The organism is Hyphomicrobium sp. B1 (assembly GCF_049532635.1).
GTDB lineage: Bacteria > Pseudomonadota > Alphaproteobacteria > Rhizobiales > Hyphomicrobiaceae > Hyphomicrobium_B.
On sequence record NZ_CP134871.1, the window covers coordinates 3,215,369 to 3,231,280 of the forward strand.

17 protein-coding genes are annotated in these 15,912 nt (G+C 62.6%); 8 read left to right on the forward strand and 9 right to left on the reverse strand.

Annotation, left to right across the window (positions count from 1 at the left end; translation table 11 throughout):
- Positions 1-9: 9 nt before the first annotated feature.
- Together pdxA and rsmA are read left to right on the forward strand one after the other, a co-directional pair.
- Positions 10-1,038: a 4-hydroxythreonine-4-phosphate dehydrogenase PdxA gene (pdxA, locus tag RLW55_RS15380; RefSeq protein ID WP_423414641.1), complete on the forward strand. Its 1,029-nt coding sequence runs from the start codon at positions 10-12 to the stop codon at positions 1,036-1,038.
- On the forward strand, positions 1,035-1,907 hold the full coding sequence (rsmA, locus tag RLW55_RS15385; RefSeq protein ID WP_423414642.1) for a 16S rRNA (adenine(1518)-N(6)/adenine(1519)-N(6))-dimethyltransferase RsmA: 873 nt from the start codon (positions 1,035-1,037) through the stop codon (positions 1,905-1,907). Before pdxA ends, rsmA begins: the two co-directional genes overlap by 4 nt.
- Here rsmA and gmk read toward each other — a convergent pair.
- The 9 genes from gmk to RLW55_RS15430 form a co-directional block, all read right to left on the reverse strand.
- The gene (gene gmk, locus RLW55_RS15390) at positions 1,904-2,575 is read right to left on the reverse strand and encodes a guanylate kinase (RefSeq protein ID WP_423414643.1); all 672 of its coding nucleotides are present in this window, start codon (positions 2,573-2,575) and stop codon (positions 1,904-1,906) included. The genes rsmA and gmk overlap by 4 nt on opposite strands.
- Position 2,576: 1 nt before the next feature.
- The gene (locus tag RLW55_RS15395) at positions 2,577-3,467 is read right to left on the reverse strand and encodes a YicC/YloC family endoribonuclease (protein WP_423414644.1); all 891 of its coding nucleotides are present in this window, start codon (positions 3,465-3,467) and stop codon (positions 2,577-2,579) included.
- 98 nt (positions 3,468-3,565) lie between these two features.
- Positions 3,566-4,915, reverse strand: coding sequence for an endolytic transglycosylase MltG (mltG, locus tag RLW55_RS15400; RefSeq protein WP_423414645.1), 1,350 nt, complete (start codon positions 4,913-4,915; stop codon positions 3,566-3,568).
- A 130-nt stretch (positions 4,916-5,045) separates the two neighbouring features.
- Positions 5,046-6,308: a beta-ketoacyl-ACP synthase II gene (gene fabF / locus RLW55_RS15405; RefSeq protein ID WP_423414646.1), complete on the reverse strand. Its 1,263-nt coding sequence runs from the start codon at positions 6,306-6,308 to the stop codon at positions 5,046-5,048.
- A gap of 141 nt (positions 6,309-6,449) precedes the next feature.
- Positions 6,450-6,692 (reverse strand): acyl carrier protein, encoded by a 243-nt coding sequence (locus RLW55_RS15410; RefSeq protein WP_013215676.1) that lies wholly within the window; start codon positions 6,690-6,692, stop codon positions 6,450-6,452.
- A gap of 400 nt (positions 6,693-7,092) precedes the next feature.
- A complete protein-coding gene (gene fabG, locus RLW55_RS15415) occupies positions 7,093-7,839 on the reverse strand; it encodes a 3-oxoacyl-[acyl-carrier-protein] reductase (RefSeq protein WP_414462724.1) in 747 nt (248 codons plus the stop codon).
- Between the two features lie 10 nt (positions 7,840-7,849).
- Positions 7,850-8,797: an ACP S-malonyltransferase gene (gene fabD, locus RLW55_RS15420; protein ID WP_414462723.1), complete on the reverse strand. Its 948-nt coding sequence runs from the start codon at positions 8,795-8,797 to the stop codon at positions 7,850-7,852.
- A 148-nt stretch (positions 8,798-8,945) separates the two neighbouring features.
- Positions 8,946-9,485, reverse strand: a complete 540-nt coding sequence (locus RLW55_RS15425; protein ID WP_423414647.1) for a VOC family protein — start codon at positions 9,483-9,485, stop codon at positions 8,946-8,948.
- Positions 9,486-9,724: 239 nt separating this feature from the next.
- On the reverse strand, positions 9,725-9,967 hold the full coding sequence (locus tag RLW55_RS15430) for a hypothetical protein (RefSeq protein WP_013947671.1): 243 nt from the start codon (positions 9,965-9,967) through the stop codon (positions 9,725-9,727).
- Between the two features lie 443 nt (positions 9,968-10,410).
- Here RLW55_RS15430 and rpsF point away from each other — a divergent pair, with 443 nt between their 5' ends.
- The 6 genes from rpsF to alr all read left to right on the forward strand — a co-directional run bounded on the left by rpsF (position 10,411) and on the right by alr (position 15,908).
- A complete protein-coding gene (gene rpsF, locus RLW55_RS15435; protein WP_409559909.1) occupies positions 10,411-10,953 on the forward strand; it encodes a 30S ribosomal protein S6 in 543 nt (180 codons plus the stop codon).
- A gap of 3 nt (positions 10,954-10,956) precedes the next feature.
- Entirely contained in the window at positions 10,957-11,211 is a 255-nt protein-coding gene (rpsR, locus tag RLW55_RS15440; RefSeq protein WP_013947669.1) for a 30S ribosomal protein S18, read from the forward strand.
- A 276-nt stretch (positions 11,212-11,487) separates the two neighbouring features.
- Positions 11,488-12,438 carry a DUF2232 domain-containing protein gene (locus RLW55_RS15445; RefSeq protein ID WP_409559908.1) on the forward strand — a complete coding sequence of 317 codons (951 nt, stop codon included), beginning with the start codon at positions 11,488-11,490 and terminating at the stop codon, positions 12,436-12,438.
- A gap of 39 nt (positions 12,439-12,477) precedes the next feature.
- Positions 12,478-13,059 carry a 50S ribosomal protein L9 gene (gene rplI / locus RLW55_RS15450; protein ID WP_013947666.1) on the forward strand — a complete coding sequence of 194 codons (582 nt, stop codon included), beginning with the start codon at positions 12,478-12,480 and terminating at the stop codon, positions 13,057-13,059.
- 159 nt (positions 13,060-13,218) lie between these two features.
- Positions 13,219-14,730: a replicative DNA helicase gene (locus RLW55_RS15455; RefSeq protein ID WP_409559907.1), complete on the forward strand. Its 1,512-nt coding sequence runs from the start codon at positions 13,219-13,221 to the stop codon at positions 14,728-14,730.
- A 35-nt stretch (positions 14,731-14,765) separates the two neighbouring features.
- Positions 14,766-15,908 carry an alanine racemase gene (alr, locus tag RLW55_RS15460; RefSeq protein ID WP_423414648.1) on the forward strand — a complete coding sequence of 381 codons (1,143 nt, stop codon included), beginning with the start codon at positions 14,766-14,768 and terminating at the stop codon, positions 15,906-15,908.
- Positions 15,909-15,912: the final 4 nt, after the last annotated feature.

The window sequence follows — 15,912 nt, forward strand, 5'->3', positions numbered from 1 at the left end:
CCTATCCCCATGCCTCCCCTTGCCCTGACGATGGGCGATCCTGCCGGTATCGGTCCCGAACTGGCACTGCGCGCTTGGCAGGACCGTTCCGCCGACGCGATTCCGCCTTTTGCGATCTATGCCGATATCGAGCTGATGCGCACACTGGCCCGCGCCTCCGCGCTCGATCCGGAAACCGCAATCATGCCGGTTGCGAATGCCGGTGCGGCTGCGCTGGTCTTCCCCGATGCCCTGCCCGTCGTTCCGGTTCCGCTGTCGGCGCCTGCCATCGCAGGCAGCCCCGACGTCGCCAACGGCGAAGCGACGATCCAGGCGATCCGCCGGGCGGTGGCTGACGTTGCAGCAGGTCGCGCCGCAGCCGTCGTCACCAACCCGATCGCCAAGTCGGTTCTCTACGAAGCAGGCTTCGAGCATCCCGGCCATACCGAATTTCTCGGCGCGCTCGCAAACGAGTTCTGGCCGTCCGAGCGCGCCGAACCCGTGATGATGATCGCCGCGCCCTTGCTTCGCGTCGTGCCTGTGACGATCCACGTGCCTTTGAAGGACGTTCCTTCTCTTCTCACGACCGATAAGATCGTCAGCACGGCGCGCATCGTCCACGCCGCCTTGCAGCGCGACTTCGGCATCGAGAAACCACACCTTGCCCTCGCCGGCCTCAATCCGCATGCGGGCGAAGACGGCACCCTGGGCACGGAAGATCGCGACATCGTCCGCCCTGCCGTCGAGCGACTGCGCGCCGAGGGCATCGACGCGACCGGTCCCACTGCCGCCGACACCATGTTTCACGAGGCCGCCCGCAAGACCTACGATGCGGCGCTCGCGATGTATCATGATCAGGGCCTCATCCCGATCAAGACGCTCGCCTTCGACGAGGGAGTCAACGTTACGCTCGGATTGCCTTTCGTGCGCACCTCGCCCGACCACGGCACGGCGTTTTCGATTGCGGGAAAAGGCGTCGCCTCCGCGTCGAGCCTCAAGGCTGCGCTGAAGCTCGCAGCCGACATGAGCGCCCGCCGCCGCGCTGCGGCAACACCATGAGCGCTGCCAATGGGCCAGATGACCTCCCGCCCCTACGCACTGTCATCGAGCGCTATGGTCTCAACGCCAAGAAGTCACTCGGCCAGAACTTCCTGCTCGATCTCAACCTCACCCGCAAGATCGCGCGCCTCGCCGGCGACCTGAGCGAACGAACAGTTGTAGAGATTGGTCCCGGCCCCGGCGGACTGACGCGCGCTCTTCTGATGGAAGGTGCAAAGCACGTTATCGCCATTGAGCGTGACGACCGCTGTCTGCCCGCGCTCGCCGAGGTCTCGGCGAGCTATCCAGGCCGCCTCGATGTCCATCCTGCCGACGCGCTGGACGTCGATTGGCGGCAGTTGCTCGGCGATGCCCCGTCTGCGTCGATCGTCGCCAACCTGCCTTACGGCGTCGCCTCGCTGCTGCTCGTGAACTGGCTGGAAACGGAACCTTGGCCGCCGTGGTACGACCGCATGGTGCTGATGTTCCAACGCGAAGTCGCCGAGCGCATCGTTGCGCAACCGAAGTCAAAAGCCTACGGCCGCCTTTCGGTGCTGGCGCAGTGGCGCACGGAAGCTCGGATTGTGATGAACCTCCCGCCCGAAGCCTTCACGCCCCCGCCGAAAGTTTCCTCCGCCATTGTCGAATTTCGCCCCATCGCATCGCCACAGCCCGCCTGCCGCGTGAAAACGCTGGCACGCGTCACCGCGGCCGCCTTCGGACAGCGCCGCAAGATGCTGCGTTCGAGCCTAAAACAGATCACCGCGTTTCCTGAATTGCTTCTGCAGCGCGCGCAATTGGCGCCCGAACGCCGCGCCGAAGAGCTGTCGGTTGCGGATTTCGCGCGATTGGCTCTGGTGCTCGACGAAAGCGAAGCTTCGACGGCTTAGAGCGCCACCTGCAAGGTCCGCACGAATTCCGAGAGCCCCAGCAGCCGCCCTCGTTTCAGCCGCTCGGCGGTTAGGATTGCGAGTGCCGACGCCACGCTCGTTTCAACGTGCGCATTCACAATCACGTAGTCGTATTCCGGCCAGTGACTGATCTCGGACGATGCTGCCGCCATGCGCTTCGCAACGATGTCCGGCGGATCCTGTGCCCGCGTCTTCAGCCGCTCTTCGAGCACATGGCCCGACGGGGGAAGAACGAAGACGCGCACAACATCGCCCGGCATCTTCTCGGAAAGCTGCTGCGCGCCCTGCCAGTCGATGTCGAACAGCACGTCCTTGCCGCTGCGAATGGCGGCTTCGACCGGCGCCCGCGGCGTGCCGTAATAGTTGTCGAACACCCGCGCCCATTCGAGCAGTTCGTCGCGCTCTTTCATCCGCTCGAAAGCAGCGTGGTCCACAAAGTGATAGTCGACGCCGTTTTGCTCGCCGGGCCGCGGCGCTCGCGTCGTCACTGAAACCGACATCTCGACGTTGGCGTCGGCCTCCAGCACCCGCCGCGCCAGCGTTGTCTTGCCCGCGCCTGACGGCGACGAGACGATGTAAAGCAGTCCCCGGCGCGCGATGTGCGGCTCGGCAGCGCCACTAGGTTTCTCTTCCGCGTTCTTGCTCATGTTATTCGACGTTTTGCACTTGTTCGCGGAACTGGTCGATAATCGTTTTGAGTTGTAGGCCCAGCCGGGTGACGTCGACCGCATTGGCTTTCGAGCACAGCGTATTGGCTTCGCGATTAAATTCCTGCGCCAGGAAATCGAGCTTGCGGCCAACCGCGCCGTTTTCCGCCAGAATTTCCCGCGCACCCGACACATGCGCCGAAAGCCGCTGCAGTTCCTCCTCCACATCGGCGCGCGTTGCGAGCAGCATGGCTTCCTGATGCAGTCGTTCCACATCGAGCGGCGCCGTCGTATCGAACAGGCGGGTAATCGCATCCTTGAGACGCGCGACGATAGCCTCCGGTGTGCGCGACGGTGAGGCGCGCACATCGGACCCCAGCCGTTCGATCTGAATAAGCTGCTCAATGACAATGTCGTGCAAGCGCGTGCCCTCGGCGCGCCGTGCTTCAGCCAGTTTGTCGAGCGCAGCCTCCAGGCTCTTCAGGAGCGCTCTCTCCCGCGCCGCACGTACGTCGCTGGCTTCAGCCATCTGGTCGGCCGCTTCCAGAACGCCTTTGATCATCATCAGCTGGGCCGCATCGGGCGCCGATGCCCCCGACAGCGCCGTCACGCGCTCGGCGGCCTTGATAACATCCTGAAGCACCGCTTCGTTCAAGCGGACCGAGCCGTTCGTCTGCTGCTTTTCGAGGCTCAGCGAAATCGAGACATTCCCGCGCGCCAGCCGCTTGGCGACAGCTTCGCGCGCCGGCAGCTCCAGAACTTCATAGCCCGGCGGCAAGCGCAAGCGGACATCAAGCCCGCGGCCGTTGACGCTGCGAGCCTCCCACGTCCAGGCGAGGCCATCGGTCATGCCGTCGACGCGGGCAAATCCCGTCATGCTGGATATGGTCATAGGGGAATGTCTCGCCGACGGGTGGGTTTACGCGGGCCGCAACTTAACGGCTCGGATCGCATCCGCCAACTATATCTGATGGCTCGTCCGGCTGAAGGTTACTGTCGCTTCGGTTTGCGGACAGGAAGCGGCATGCCCGAGGCGTCGTTAGCTGTATCTGACGGCGAAGAGTCGTCGCCATCGCCGTCGCTCGCCCCTGAGGCCGGCGTCGTTGCCTTCGCCGATTTCTGCCCTTTGGACGTGCTGGTTTTTGCGGTTTTGGCAGTTGGGATCGGCGCAGCATCGTCGTCCTGATCGGCTGCGTTCTGAGCTTTTTGCTTTTCGACCTGCCGCCATTTCTGGACGGCGTTGTTGTGTTCTTTGAGGGTCTCCGAGAACGTGTGACCGCCCGTGCCGTCGGCAACGAAATAAAGATCGCCCGTTTTCGCTGGATGCAGCGCAGCAAGAAGCGCCGATTTCCCGGGATTACAAATCGGCCCCGGCGGCAGTCCGTTGATCTGGTATGTGTTGTAGGGCGACTTGGTCTCGATATCCGCCTTGGTGATGCCGCGGCCGAGCGCGCCCTGGCCGCCGACAATGCCATAGATGATTGTCGGATCCGACTGCAACCGCATGCCCTTGCGCAGACGATTATAGAAAACGGCGGCGACCCGGTCGCGCTCATCGGCGCGCCCCGTTTCTTTTTCGACGATCGACGCGAACGTCACGAGTTCATCCGTCGATCGCACGGGAAGATCGGGATCGCGCTCATCCCAGAGCTGCCCCAACGCCTTCTCCATGCCGACCCGCATGCGGTCGAGAATCTCGTTCCGCGAGGCACCCTTCGAGAAATAATAGGTATCGGGAAGCAGCGTCCCTTCCGGCGGCACGCTCGAGATCTCACCGCTGAGGTTCGGCTCGGCTTTCAGGCGTTCGACGATCTGCTCGCTCGTCAGCCCTTCAGGCATCGTCGTCTTGTAGAGGATCGACTTGCCCTCCGCGAGCGTATCGATCACGTCCCGCATCGAGGCGTGTTCTTTGATTTGGTATTCGCCGGCTTTCAGCTCGCCGCCCTTGTGGCCGCCGAGAAACCCTTGAAGCAGATAGCCGCCGACGAACGTCCAGCGGTTCGTGATAACGCCTTCGCGCTCCAGCCGTTCGGCGATCGCAATGCGCCCCTCGCCCTTGGGAATGATAACCGTGCGCTCCTGCGGCAGCGGACCAGGGCTTTCGAATTGATGGAAAATGAGGAACGAAGTGCCGCCGATGAGCACCATGAGCACGAGGGCGACGGTCAGCACGCTGCTGATGGCCCGCACGATACCGCCGAGCGCCCGCGATGGCTCGCGCGCTTGAACGCCGCGCGGACGGCTCGGTGCACGACCTGGCTCCAGCCGTTCTGCAGGACTTCGCGCCCCGGCTGTTCGTGACGTTCTAATTCCGTCCGAACGCTTCCGATTTTGACTCATGTTACCGCGAGCACCGTCATTGAAGGAGCGCGGTGCACGAGGTCATTGCCTCAAATCCCAGCGCTCCATCCCCCACCCGCGCCGGACGCTCACCGTAAAATGTGGCGAAAACGCGTATTAGAACGCGGTTTTAAGCCACCCGGCGCAGAACCAGCGAAGCGTTCGTGCCGCCGAAGCCGAACGAATTCGACAGCGCGATATTGATATCACGCTTCTGTGCCTTGTGCGGCACAAGGTCGATCGCAGTTTCGACCGATGGGTTGTCGAGATTGAGCGTCGGCGGAACGATATTGTCGCGGATGGCGAGCGCCGAGAAAATCGCCTCGATCGCACCGGCTGCACCGAGCAAATGCCCCGTCGCCGACTTCGTCGAGGACATCGCAAGCTTGCCGCTGCTGTTGCCGAACAGACGTTCGACAGCTTTGAGCTCGATCTCGTCGCCCATTGGCGTCGAGGTGCCGTGCGCGTTGACGTAATCAATCTCGCTCGGATCGACGCCGGCGCGCTTCAAAGCGGCCTTCATGCAGCGGTAGGCGCCGTCGCCATCCTCGGCCGGTGCCGTGATGTGGTAAGCATCCGACGACATGCCATAGCCGATGATCTCGGCGTAAATCTTCGCGCCGCGTGCCTTCGCATGCTCGTAGCTTTCGAGCACGACGACGCCCGCGCCCTCGCCCATCACGAACCCGTCGCGATCCTTGTCATAAGGCCGCGAGGCTTTCGTCGGGTTGTCGTTGAATCCGGTCGACAGCGCCCGGCAGGCCGCGAAGCCCGCAAGCGCAATGCGGCAGATCGGGCTTTCCGTGCCGCCCGCAATCATTACGTCGGCATCGTCGAGCGCGATGATCCGCGCCGCATCGCCGATAGCGTGCGTGCCAGTCGCACACGCGGTGACGACGGCGTTGTTGGGACCTTTGAGATGATGCTTGATCGAGACGTAGCCGCCCGCGAGGTTGATAAGACGGCCTGGAATGAAGAACGGCGAAACGCGCCGTGGCCCCTTCTCCTTCAAAAGGATCGACGTATCGGCGATGCCCGAAAGGCCGCCAATGCCCGAGCCGATCAGCACGCCTGCGCGTTCCTGCGCTTCCGCCGTCTGGAACTTCAGGCCCGAATCCGTGATCGCCTGATCGGCAGCCGCAACGGCATAAACGATAAAGTCATCGACCTTGCGCTGTTCCTTCGGCTCCATCCAATCGTCAGGATTGAACTTGCCTTCGGTCTGCGCGCCGCGCGGCACGAAGTTCGCGATCTGGCAGGTAATATCGGAAACTTCGAATTCCTCGACTCGCCGAGCGCCGCTTTGCCCAGCAAGCAGATTGGTCCACGACGCTTCGACGCCTGAACCGACCGGAGTGACGAGACCCATTCCTGTAATAACGACACGGCGCATCGATGTTGTTCTTGTTCGCTGTTGCTGTTTGAGATCCACACTGGGCACGTAAAGGGGGCCGGTTGGTGACCCAGCCCCCATTAAATTCTGCCCAGAAGGCGCAATTACGCCGGGGACAAATTTGAAAAGTGCGAGGGCTGCTTAAGCCGCGCTCGCGTTCTTCTCGAGAAACTTGACGGCATCGCCGACCGTCAGAATGTGCTCGGCGGCATCGTCCGGAATTTCGCAGCCGAATTCCTCTTCGAACGCCATCACGAGTTCAACGGTATCCAAGCTATCTGCGCCAAGGTCGTCGATGAAGCTGGCATTGTCGGTGACCTTGTCGGCCTCGACCCCAAGATGCTCTACGACAATTTTCTTCACGCGCTCTGCGACATCGCTCATCGTTAATCCTCGTGTCTTTCTAATTTTTGGCGGCCTTTTCTGGCCCGCCTGTTCGCCCTGCAGAACCCGCTATAAACCGCATGACAGGATATCAACTTACGGGAAGTGTAGCCTGTTCGGATAGGGGTTCGCCCCGTTATAAAAGTCTTTTTCCTTAGTCGCCCTAGCGTGAGTCTTCCGCTTAGGCACCGTCCCCACGAAGCACTTCGCCGAGTTGTCCCCAGCTCTTCGTGCCGTCCCGATAACGTGTTTTTCACGTTTCAAAACCGTGGTGTCGTTAACACACTTCACCAGCATTGCAAAGCACGTGGTGACGCAGCCGACGACAGCCGAACCTTCAATCGTAAAGTCGCCGATAAATCAAGCATTCTCGGCGTTTACCATCATAGGCTGGAGTTGATTACACCATCGCCATGCCGCCGTTGATGTGCAGCGTCTGGCCGGTGATGTACCCGCCTTCGTTGGAAGCCAGATAGAGGCACCCGGCAGCCACGTCCACCGGATCGCCGAAGCGCTGCGCCGGGATCATCTGGGCGATCTCGCCCTTCTGCTTATCCGTCAGCACGTCCGTCATGTTGGTCTTGATGAAGCCCGGCGCGATGCAGTTCGCCGTAATTCCACGCGAAGCGACCTCGCGCGCGAGCGATTTGGTCATGCCGATCATACCGGCCTTCGAGGCCGCGTAGTTGCCCTGCCCCGGATTGCCGAAAACGCCGGAAACAGACGCAATATTGATGATCCGCCCGTATCCTGTCTTCGAGCGCATCATGTGGCGCGATGCGGCCCGGCACAGCATGAACGTCGACGTCAGGTTGACCGCGATGACGTCATCCCACTGATCGTCCTTCATCACCATGAACAGGTTGTCCTTGGTGAGACCGGCATTATTGACGAGAATGTCGAGACGACCGCCAAGAGCCTTCACGGCATCGTCGATCAACTTCGCGACGGCTGCGCGGTCCGCGAGATCGCACGGCAGCACATGCACGCGGTCGCCGAGCTCTTTCGCGAGCGCATCGAGTGCTTCGACTTTGCGGCCCGAGATTGCAACGGTCGCGCCAGCCTTGTGGAACACACGTGCGATCTCGGCACCAAGTCCGCCCGTCGCGCCCGTGACGAGGGCGGTCTTGCCGGTCAGGTCAAACATTCAAATCTCCTTATGAAGTGAGTGCGGCGAGCGCCGCATCGATATCGGAAGGGGTGCCGAGGCTCGAAGCGTTGACGCTGGGAGCCGTGCGCTTAACGAGGCCTGCGAGGACCTTGCCCGCGCCGATCTCATAGAAATCCGTGACGCCGTCAGCCGCCATGAACGCCACGCATTCGCGCCAGCGGACCGTGCCTGTCACCTGCTCGACGAGCCGCTTCTTGATCTCGTCCGGATCGGAAATCGGCTGCGCCAGCACGTTTGCGACGACTGGAACAACAGGTTTGTTGACAGTCACGGACGCGAGCGCTTCCGCCATCGCGTCGGCGGCGGGCTGCATCAGCGCGCAATGGAAGGGAGCGGACACGGGCAACGGTACCGCGCGCCGAACACCGAATTTCTTGCCAATTTCGGGCACGCGATCGAGCGCCGTCTTGTGCCCGGACAGCACGACCTGCGTCGGCTCGTTGTCGTTCGCGATCTGACAAACGTCGCCCTGGGCAGCTTCGGCAGCGACTTTCTCCGCCACGTCGATGCCGACGCCGAGCAGCGCTGCCATCGCGCCGACGCCGACCGGAACAGCCTTCTGCATGGCCTGTCCCCGCAGCCTCAAGAGGCGCGCTGCGTCCGACAAAGAAAATGCACCGGCCGCGGCGAGCGCCGAATACTCTCCGAGCGAATGCCCGGCGACGAATTTCGCGCTGCTTGCGAGCGATACGCCCTTCTCTTTTTCGAGCACGCGCATGACGGCCATCGATACCGCCATGAGCGCGGGCTGAGCATTCTGCGTCAGCGTCAGCGTTTCTTTCGGGCCTTCCCAGATCAGCGCCGATAGCTTTTCGCCCAGCGCATCATCGACTTCTTCGAATACGGCGCGAGCAACGGGAAAGGCATCGGCAAGCGCCTTGCCCATACCGACGTCCTGGCTACCTTGACCTGGAAAAACGAAAGCGCGTGCCATCGTGGAGAAAGTGCTCCCTGGGCTGGAATTGGGAATGACCTGCGTGCACGCAGATATTGGGCGGCCTTAGTCCACGCCCGCCCATCCGGTGTCAAGAGACGCTGCGCTCCGCCAACCGCCGCGCCAGCCCGTTGCCCGCGGCCAGCCGTTACGCGTTGGGCGCCGGTTCCCGCAAAAGAGCTCTCAGATCCAAGGCCTTCGTGAACATGGCGATATTGCCGTCGGCGTCGCGCGGCCATTCGGCCTCCGGCCGGTCCCAGTAGAGTTCCACGCCATTGCCGTCCGGGTCGTTGAGGTAGAGCGCGTCGCTGACTCCGTGGTCGGCTGCCCCAGTCAGTTCGACTCGGGCCGCCATCAGTCGCCGCAAGGCATCGGCCAGCGCTACCCGTGTCGGATAGAGCACAGCGAGATGGTAAAGCCCCGTCGTGCCCGGAGGCGGCGGCGTCCCTCCCCGGCTTTCCCAGGTGTTGAGGCCGATGTGATGGTGATAGCCGCCAGCCGAAATGAAGGCCGCCTGGCTGCCGAAACGCTGCATCAGCGTGAAGCCGAGAACGCCGCAGTAGAAGTCCAGCGCACGCTGGAGATCCGCTACCTTCAGATGGACGTGTCCGATCGTGACGCCTGGGTCGATCGGCCGGGCCTCGGTTGGCGTCGCGCCTCCTTGCGGCGTTTCGCGAATATCATCCATCAAATCTGCCTCGGCTGGTTGTCATTGAAGATGACATGGGCCGGCGGAAGCCGCCGGGCAAGCTCGACGAATGTGGCAGATTGCCAATGGCTTACTGCCAGGACGAGCCGCCGCAAAAAAGCGTCGCGAAGCCGCGACGCTCAAATGCGCAATCGAAAAAACGCCGAAAATAGATCCAGAAGGCGTCGTTCGCTCCGGCGACGGGAGACGTGGCCTGCCGCGAGACGCCTGCTAAACAGTTAGCCTTCGACCGTCTCAACTTCGCAAAGTTCGCCGTCGATCAGATCGAACAGCACATCGGCGCCGGATTCTTCGGCTTCCTCAAGCGCTTCGACGAGGTTGTCGTCGATCGGCGCGACCTTGAGTGCCGACGTATCGGTCACGCCGTTTTCGGCCATGTTCTCTTCGCCCTCTTCCCGGGCCGTCTCTTCATCGTCCGCGACAGCCCAGATCGTCTCTTCAGTGTAAGCTGCATACTTCATGTCGTTGGTCTCCCTCGACGCGCCGGATCGATCCCGGCAATCCCCTTTAGGGCATGATTCCCGTGTTTGCGCCGTGACCGTCAATGATTGTCGACTGTCAAATTTCAAAGTTGCATGGACGACACATTGTTGGGGGGCGCACGGCATGGAAGAACGGCGCTGGCCTCGTTTTCCTGTCCGGGCAGGGCGGCGTCTGTCCTGACTTGCCCCGGCCTGAAAATGCTGTATAAGGCCGCCTTTCCGTTCGGCAGGAGGCTGAACGGGGGCTCGGGCTGCGCTGGCGTCTTAACCATCGCATCTGAGAGGGGCTTTCGAGCGCCGTCCCCCAGTGTCTTCTCCTATTTGGTGCCAGATCGGCCTTTCTCGGGTCTTTTGGGGCTTTGCGCCGACGGAAAAATCAAGACGTCGCAAGACGTTATAACTCGAACCGAAAGGCCAATCGTATGCCGCTTTACGAGCATACCTTCCTGGCGCGCCAGGACGTGACCCAGGCCCAAGTCGAAGCTCTGATGAAAGAATTCCAGGGCGTCGTCGAAGAAGGCCAGGGCAAAATCACGAAGCAGGAATACTGGGGTCTCAAGAACCTCGCCTTCAAGATCAAGAAGAACCGCAAGGCGCACTACGCCTTCTTCAACATTGAAGCGCCGCCGGCAGCCGTGACCGAAATGGAGCGCCGCATGGGCCTCCACACCGACGTCATCCGCTTCATGACGGTGCGCGTCGAAGAGCTTGAGACCGAGCCGAGCGTCCAGATGCGCAAGCAGGACCGCGAGGAACGTGGTGATCGTGGCGACCGTGGCTTCGGCGGCGGCCGTGGCGGCCCGCCGCGCGGTGACCGTGGCGGCTTCGGCGGCGGTCGCGAAGGCGGCTCGACGTTCCGTTCGCGTCCCCCGCGTGACGGCGATGGCCCGCGCGGCCCGCGTCCCCCGCGTGAAGGCGAGGCCCCCCGTGGCCCGCGTCAGTCCAACACCGGCTCGGAGGGCTAATCCATGGCTGAGATCGCTTCCACTGGCGGTGGCGCACGCCGACCCTTCCAGCGTCGCCGCAAAACCTGCCCGTTCTCGGGCGCTGGCGCACCGAAGATCGACTACAAGGACGTCCGCACCCTCGGCCGTTACATCTCCGAGCGCGGCAAGATCGTGCCGAGCCGCATCACGGCCGTCTCGGCGAAGAAACAGCGTGAGTTGGCCCGCGCCATCAAGCGCGCCCGCTTCCTCGGCTTGCTGCCGTACGTGATCAAGTAAACTGCATCTGGGTGGGCCGGCGCGTTGCGCCGCTCACCTGGAGCAACATCAAACGCGTCTCCCGCCCAGCTTCGCGAAGCAGAGTAGGAAGACGCAAACCAAACCACCGCGCCTCCCGGCCGGCTCCGCGAAGCGGAGTCGGGAGGCGCAAAGAAAATCTCCGCGTCTTCCGGCCGGCTCGCAGAATGCGAGTCGGAAGACGCAAACCAAGAAGTTGGGTCAGGACGGGCGACCGGATCTGGCTCTAACCGCTCCGATGCGGGACAGCAAAAGAAGATGCCGACGAACGCTTTCATACTTGCCCTTGCAGCGGGCCTGATTTCCGCAGTCGTATTCGCATCGGCGACGACGGGCGCGTTCTTGCTCCGCATCGTCCTCTTTCTGCTGACGCCGCTCTCGCTTTATCTGACCGGGCTTGGTCTCGGCCCGATCGCCGCGTCGATTGCCGCCATCACCGCGACGACCTGCGTGCTGCTTATGGCCAACCCCCTCGCCGCCGAAGTCTATGCCATCAGCACCGCGCTGCCGGCCGTCATCTGCACGCGCCTCGCGCTGCTGAGCCGCGAGAACGACGGCGAGCGCGAATGGTATCCCGTCGGCCGCATCACCATCGCCGCCGCCATTTTCGCCGGTTGCTTCACGATCCTGGCGCTGATGCTGATGGGCGGGGACGTCGATACGTTGACGAAGTTGCTCCGCACCGTCGTCGAGAGCTTCGTCAAGACGGAGCTGTCGCAAATTCCCGGCGCTCCCGAAATCGGCGCGCCTGAAATCGACGAGATCACCCGCTCGACGCTTTACTCTCTGCCTTGGGCGCTGGGCATTCTCGCGATGGGAACGATCCTCATCAATCTTTGGCTCGCAGGCCGCATCACGCTGGCATCCGGACGGCTGCAGCGGCCCTGGCCCGATTTTGCGGCATTCGCCCTGCCGCCGGGAGCGACGTTCGCACTTTTGATCGCCATCGGACTGAGCTTCGTCGGCGGCATGCCAGGATTGTTCGCCGCCGGTTTTGCGGCGCCCTTCACGCTGGCGTTTGCGCTTGTTGGCTTGGCGCTCATCCATTCGCTGACGCGCGGCTCGCAGTGGCGAACGTTCATCCTGACGGCCCTCTATATCGGAGTCCTTTTCATCCCTCACCTCGGCTTGCTGCTCGCCATCACGGGACTCGCCGAAACCGTCTTCCGCTACCGGTCGGCACGAAAGCCGCCGGAAGCGCCGAACTGAAATCGCATTCCCCAATTCAAACCAGGAGCTATGAAACACATGCAAGTTATTCTTCTTCAACGTATTGGACGTCTCGGTCAGATGGGCGACATCGTCAACGTCAAGGATGGCTACGCCCGCAATTACCTGCTGCCGCAGAAGAAGGCGCTGCGCGCCACGGAAGACAACAAGAAGGTGTTCGAGGGTCGCCGCGCTCAGCTCGAAGCTGACAACCTCGCCCACAAGGCCGACGCCGAAGCCGTCGCCGCCAAGCTCAACGGCCAGTCCTTCGTTCTGATTCGCGCCGCCGGCGATACCGGCCAGCTTTATGGCTCCGTCTCGACGCGCGACATCGCAGCCGTCATCACCGAAGGCGGCTTCACCGTCGACCGCAACCAGATCATCCTCGACAAGCCGATCAAGACGCTGGGCGTCACGCCCGCGACCGTCCAGCTGCATCCGGAAGTCATCTGCTCGATCTCGCTTAACATCGCCCGCTCGCAGGACGAAGCCGACAAGCAGGCCCGCGGCGAAGACGTTGCCGTCGTCAAGGAAGAGGCCCTCGAACTCGAGACCTTCAATCCGGACGCAGCGTTCGAAGAAGGCGCCGCGCCGCAGGACGAAGCCGAAGAATCGGCCTGAGGATTTCACGCTCCTGTGGACTGCTTGGCCGTTGCGAGTTTAACACGGCCAAGCACTTCTACAGCGCCCTGTCGGGAGCGTGTTGATAGCGGGGATGCTTCACAGGTTGCATGAGCACAATCTCCCGGTCGCGACCTGGAATCGGTTAGCTTCCGGCGCATGGCAGATCCCGCAGTCCTCCCCACCGAGAAGCTCAAACAGGTTGTCTCGGCCAATGAGCCGCTGACCTTCCGTCAGCCGCCGCATAACATTGAAGCCGAGCAGGCGCTTCTCGGTGCGATCCTCGTCAACAACGAGGCGCTCGATCGCGTCTCCGGCTTCCTGTCGCCCGACCATTTCTTCGATCCGCTGCATGCCCGCATCTTCGAGACGCTCGGCACCCTTATCCATGCCGGCAAGACCGCGACGCCGATCACGGTGAAGACGTTCTTCGAAAACGTCGAACCGATCGACTCGAACCTGACCGTTCCGCAGTATCTCGGCCGTCTCGCAGCGAACGCCACCACCATCATCAACGCCGCCGAATACGGCCGCACGATCTACGATCTCGCGACCCGCCGCTCGCTGATTATCATCGGCGAAGACATGGTCAACACGGCTTACGACAGCGCCGTCGATCATGCGCCGCGCGCCCAGATCGAAGAAGCCGAAGGCCGTCTCTACTCGCTCGCCGAGCAGAACAAGTACGGCAAGGGCTTCGAGACCTTCAAATCTGCGCTGACCACCGCCATCGAAATGGCAAACAGCGCGTTCCAGCGTGCGGGGCATTTGTCGGGCGCATCGACCGGTCTCTCCGATCTCGACAACAAGCTCGGCGGTCTGCAGCGTTCCGACTTGATCATCCTGGCCGGTCGTCCGTCGATGGGTAAGACGGCGCTCGCAACAAACATCGCCTATAACGTCGCCAAGGCCTATCGTGGTGAACGTCAGTCCGACGGCACGATGCACACAGTCGATGGCGGCATCGTCGGCTTCTTCTCGCTCGAAATGTCGTCCGAGCAGTTGGCCACCCGTATTCTCGCCGAGCAGGCCGAGGTGTCGTCGGAAAAAATCCGCCGCGGCATGATCGACGAGGCCGAGTTCCGCAAGCTCTCGGAAGTTGCGACCGAGATGTCGCGCATTCCGCTCTTCATCGACCAGACCGGCGGCATCACTATCGCGCAGCTTTCATCTCGCGCGCGAAAGCTCAAGCGCCAGCACGGCCTCGATCTGCTCGTCGTCGACTACCTTCAGCTGCTCGCCGGCTCAAAAGCGAGCAGCAGCGCCAACCGCGTGCAGGAAATCACCGAGATCACCACCGGCCTCAAGGCACTCGCCAAGGAACTGGCGGTTCCGATCATCGCGCTGTCGCAGCTGTCCCGTCAGGTCGAACAGCGCGAAGACAAACGCCCGCAGCTCTCCGACCTTCGCGAATCGGGCTCCATCGAGCAGGACGCCGACGTCGTCATGTTCGTGTACCGCGAGGAATATTACATCGAGCGCACGAAGCCCGCCGAAGGAACGCCCGAATTTGCCGATTGGATGACGAAGATGAGCGCAGCCTCCGGCAAGGCCGAGGTCATCATCGGCAAGCAGCGTCACGGTCCTGTCGGCACGGTCGAGTTGTCCTTCGAAGGACAATTCACGCGCTTTGGCAATCTGGCCCGAGACTATATGCTGCCCCAGCACTAGAGGGGCCCGGATCGCAGCCGGGGTGGGAACGTGAGATGACGGTCAATGCGCGAATGCCCGAGAGCGTAGCAAGGGCGACGGGAACGATCACCGTTGACCTCGGATGCATCGCTGCGAACTGGCGGGCACTGGCCGATAAGGTCGCGCCCGCACGTTGCGCTGCCGTCGTCAAAGCCGACGCGTATGGGCTTGGCGCTGAACGCGTCATCGCCACGCTTGCGCGGGCAGGCTGCACCGCTTTTTTCATTGCGACTCCGGGCGAAGCCGAAACGGCACGCCGTATCGCGCCGGATGCCGACATCTACGCGCTCGACGGTCTGGTCGGAAACACCGCCGCCGCGTTCGCGCATTTCGCCGTGAAGCCGGTGCTATCGACGCTCGATGACGTCGTCGCCTGGTCGGCGCTGTGCCGGGCGCGCGGCGAACGGCTTCCCGCAGCGTTTCACATCGACACCGGCCTGCATCGCCTCGGGCTTCCCGTGCGCGACGTTCGCCGCCTCGTCGCCGAACCGTCGATGATGGCGGGCATCGAACTCGACCTGGTGATGAGCCACCTCGCCTCGGCCGACAATCCGCGCGATCCGAAAAACCGCGAGCAACTGCTGACGTTCGAGACGCTATCGGCGCTGTTTCCCGGCGTGGCGCGAAGCCTCGCTGCTTCCGATGGATTGATGCTCGGACCGTCCTATCATTTCGATCTGGTCCGGCCCGGCTACGCGCTCTACGGCGGACAGGCATCGCAAATCGCCCCAGCGCCGGTACACGCCGCCGTTACCGTTGCAGCGCGCATTCTCGCCGTCGCGGACGTCGCCCCTGGCGAAACGGTTGGCTACTCTGCGACGTGGCGCGCCAAACGCCCAAGCCGTATCGCCACGATTGCCGCCGGATATGCCGATGGCGTTCCGCGCAACGCCAGTGCGCCCGATGGCCGTCCCGGCGGACACGTCCTCATCAGCGGCCACTTGGCGCCGATCGTCGGCCGCATCTCGATGGACCTCATCACCGTCGACGTCACCGATCTGCCTGAAGGTGCCGCCATGCCCGGCGAATTCGCGAAACTCATTGCTGAAGGTCTGACGATCGAGGACGCCGGATTCGCAGCCGGGACCATCGGCTACGAAATCCTGACACGCCTCGGCAACCGCTTCACGCGCCTCTATCTTGATGAGAATCCGTAGGCGC

Bases quoted from the DNA above. Each gene is read 5' to 3' on its own strand.
- fabG (WP_414462724.1), bottom strand. From the start codon at position 7,839: ATGTTTGACCTGACCGGCAAGACCGCCCTCGTCACGGGCGCGACGGGC.
- RLW55_RS15410 (WP_013215676.1), bottom strand. From the start codon at position 6,692: ATGAGCGATGTCGCAGAGCGCGTGAAGAAAATTGTCGTAGAGCATCTT.
- rpsR (WP_013947669.1), top strand. From the start codon at position 10,957: ATGGCTGAGATCGCTTCCACTGGCGGTGGCGCACGCCGACCCTTCCAG.
- fabF (WP_423414646.1), bottom strand. From the start codon at position 6,308: ATGCGCCGTGTCGTTATTACAGGAATGGGTCTCGTCACTCCGGTCGGT.
- RLW55_RS15425 (WP_423414647.1), bottom strand. From the start codon at position 9,485: ATGGATGATATTCGCGAAACGCCGCAAGGAGGCGCGACGCCAACCGAG.
- RLW55_RS15455 (WP_409559907.1), top strand. From the start codon at position 13,219: ATGGCAGATCCCGCAGTCCTCCCCACCGAGAAGCTCAAACAGGTTGTC.
- RLW55_RS15430 (WP_013947671.1), bottom strand. From the start codon at position 9,967: ATGAAGTATGCAGCTTACACTGAAGAGACGATCTGGGCTGTCGCGGAC.
- gmk (WP_423414643.1), bottom strand. From the start codon at position 2,575: ATGAGCAAGAACGCGGAAGAGAAACCTAGTGGCGCTGCCGAGCCGCAC.
- rpsF (WP_409559909.1), top strand. From the start codon at position 10,411: ATGCCGCTTTACGAGCATACCTTCCTGGCGCGCCAGGACGTGACCCAG.
- rplI (WP_013947666.1), top strand. From the start codon at position 12,478: ATGCAAGTTATTCTTCTTCAACGTATTGGACGTCTCGGTCAGATGGGC.
- pdxA (WP_423414641.1), top strand. From the start codon at position 10: ATGCCTCCCCTTGCCCTGACGATGGGCGATCCTGCCGGTATCGGTCCC.
- alr (WP_423414648.1), top strand. From the start codon at position 14,766: ATGACGGTCAATGCGCGAATGCCCGAGAGCGTAGCAAGGGCGACGGGA.
- fabD (WP_414462723.1), bottom strand. From the start codon at position 8,797: ATGGCACGCGCTTTCGTTTTTCCAGGTCAAGGTAGCCAGGACGTCGGT.
- RLW55_RS15395 (WP_423414644.1), bottom strand. From the start codon at position 3,467: ATGACCATATCCAGCATGACGGGATTTGCCCGCGTCGACGGCATGACC.
- mltG (WP_423414645.1), bottom strand. From the start codon at position 4,915: ATGAGTCAAAATCGGAAGCGTTCGGACGGAATTAGAACGTCACGAACA.
- RLW55_RS15445 (WP_409559908.1), top strand. From the start codon at position 11,488: ATGCCGACGAACGCTTTCATACTTGCCCTTGCAGCGGGCCTGATTTCC.
- rsmA (WP_423414642.1), top strand. From the start codon at position 1,035: ATGAGCGCTGCCAATGGGCCAGATGACCTCCCGCCCCTACGCACTGTC.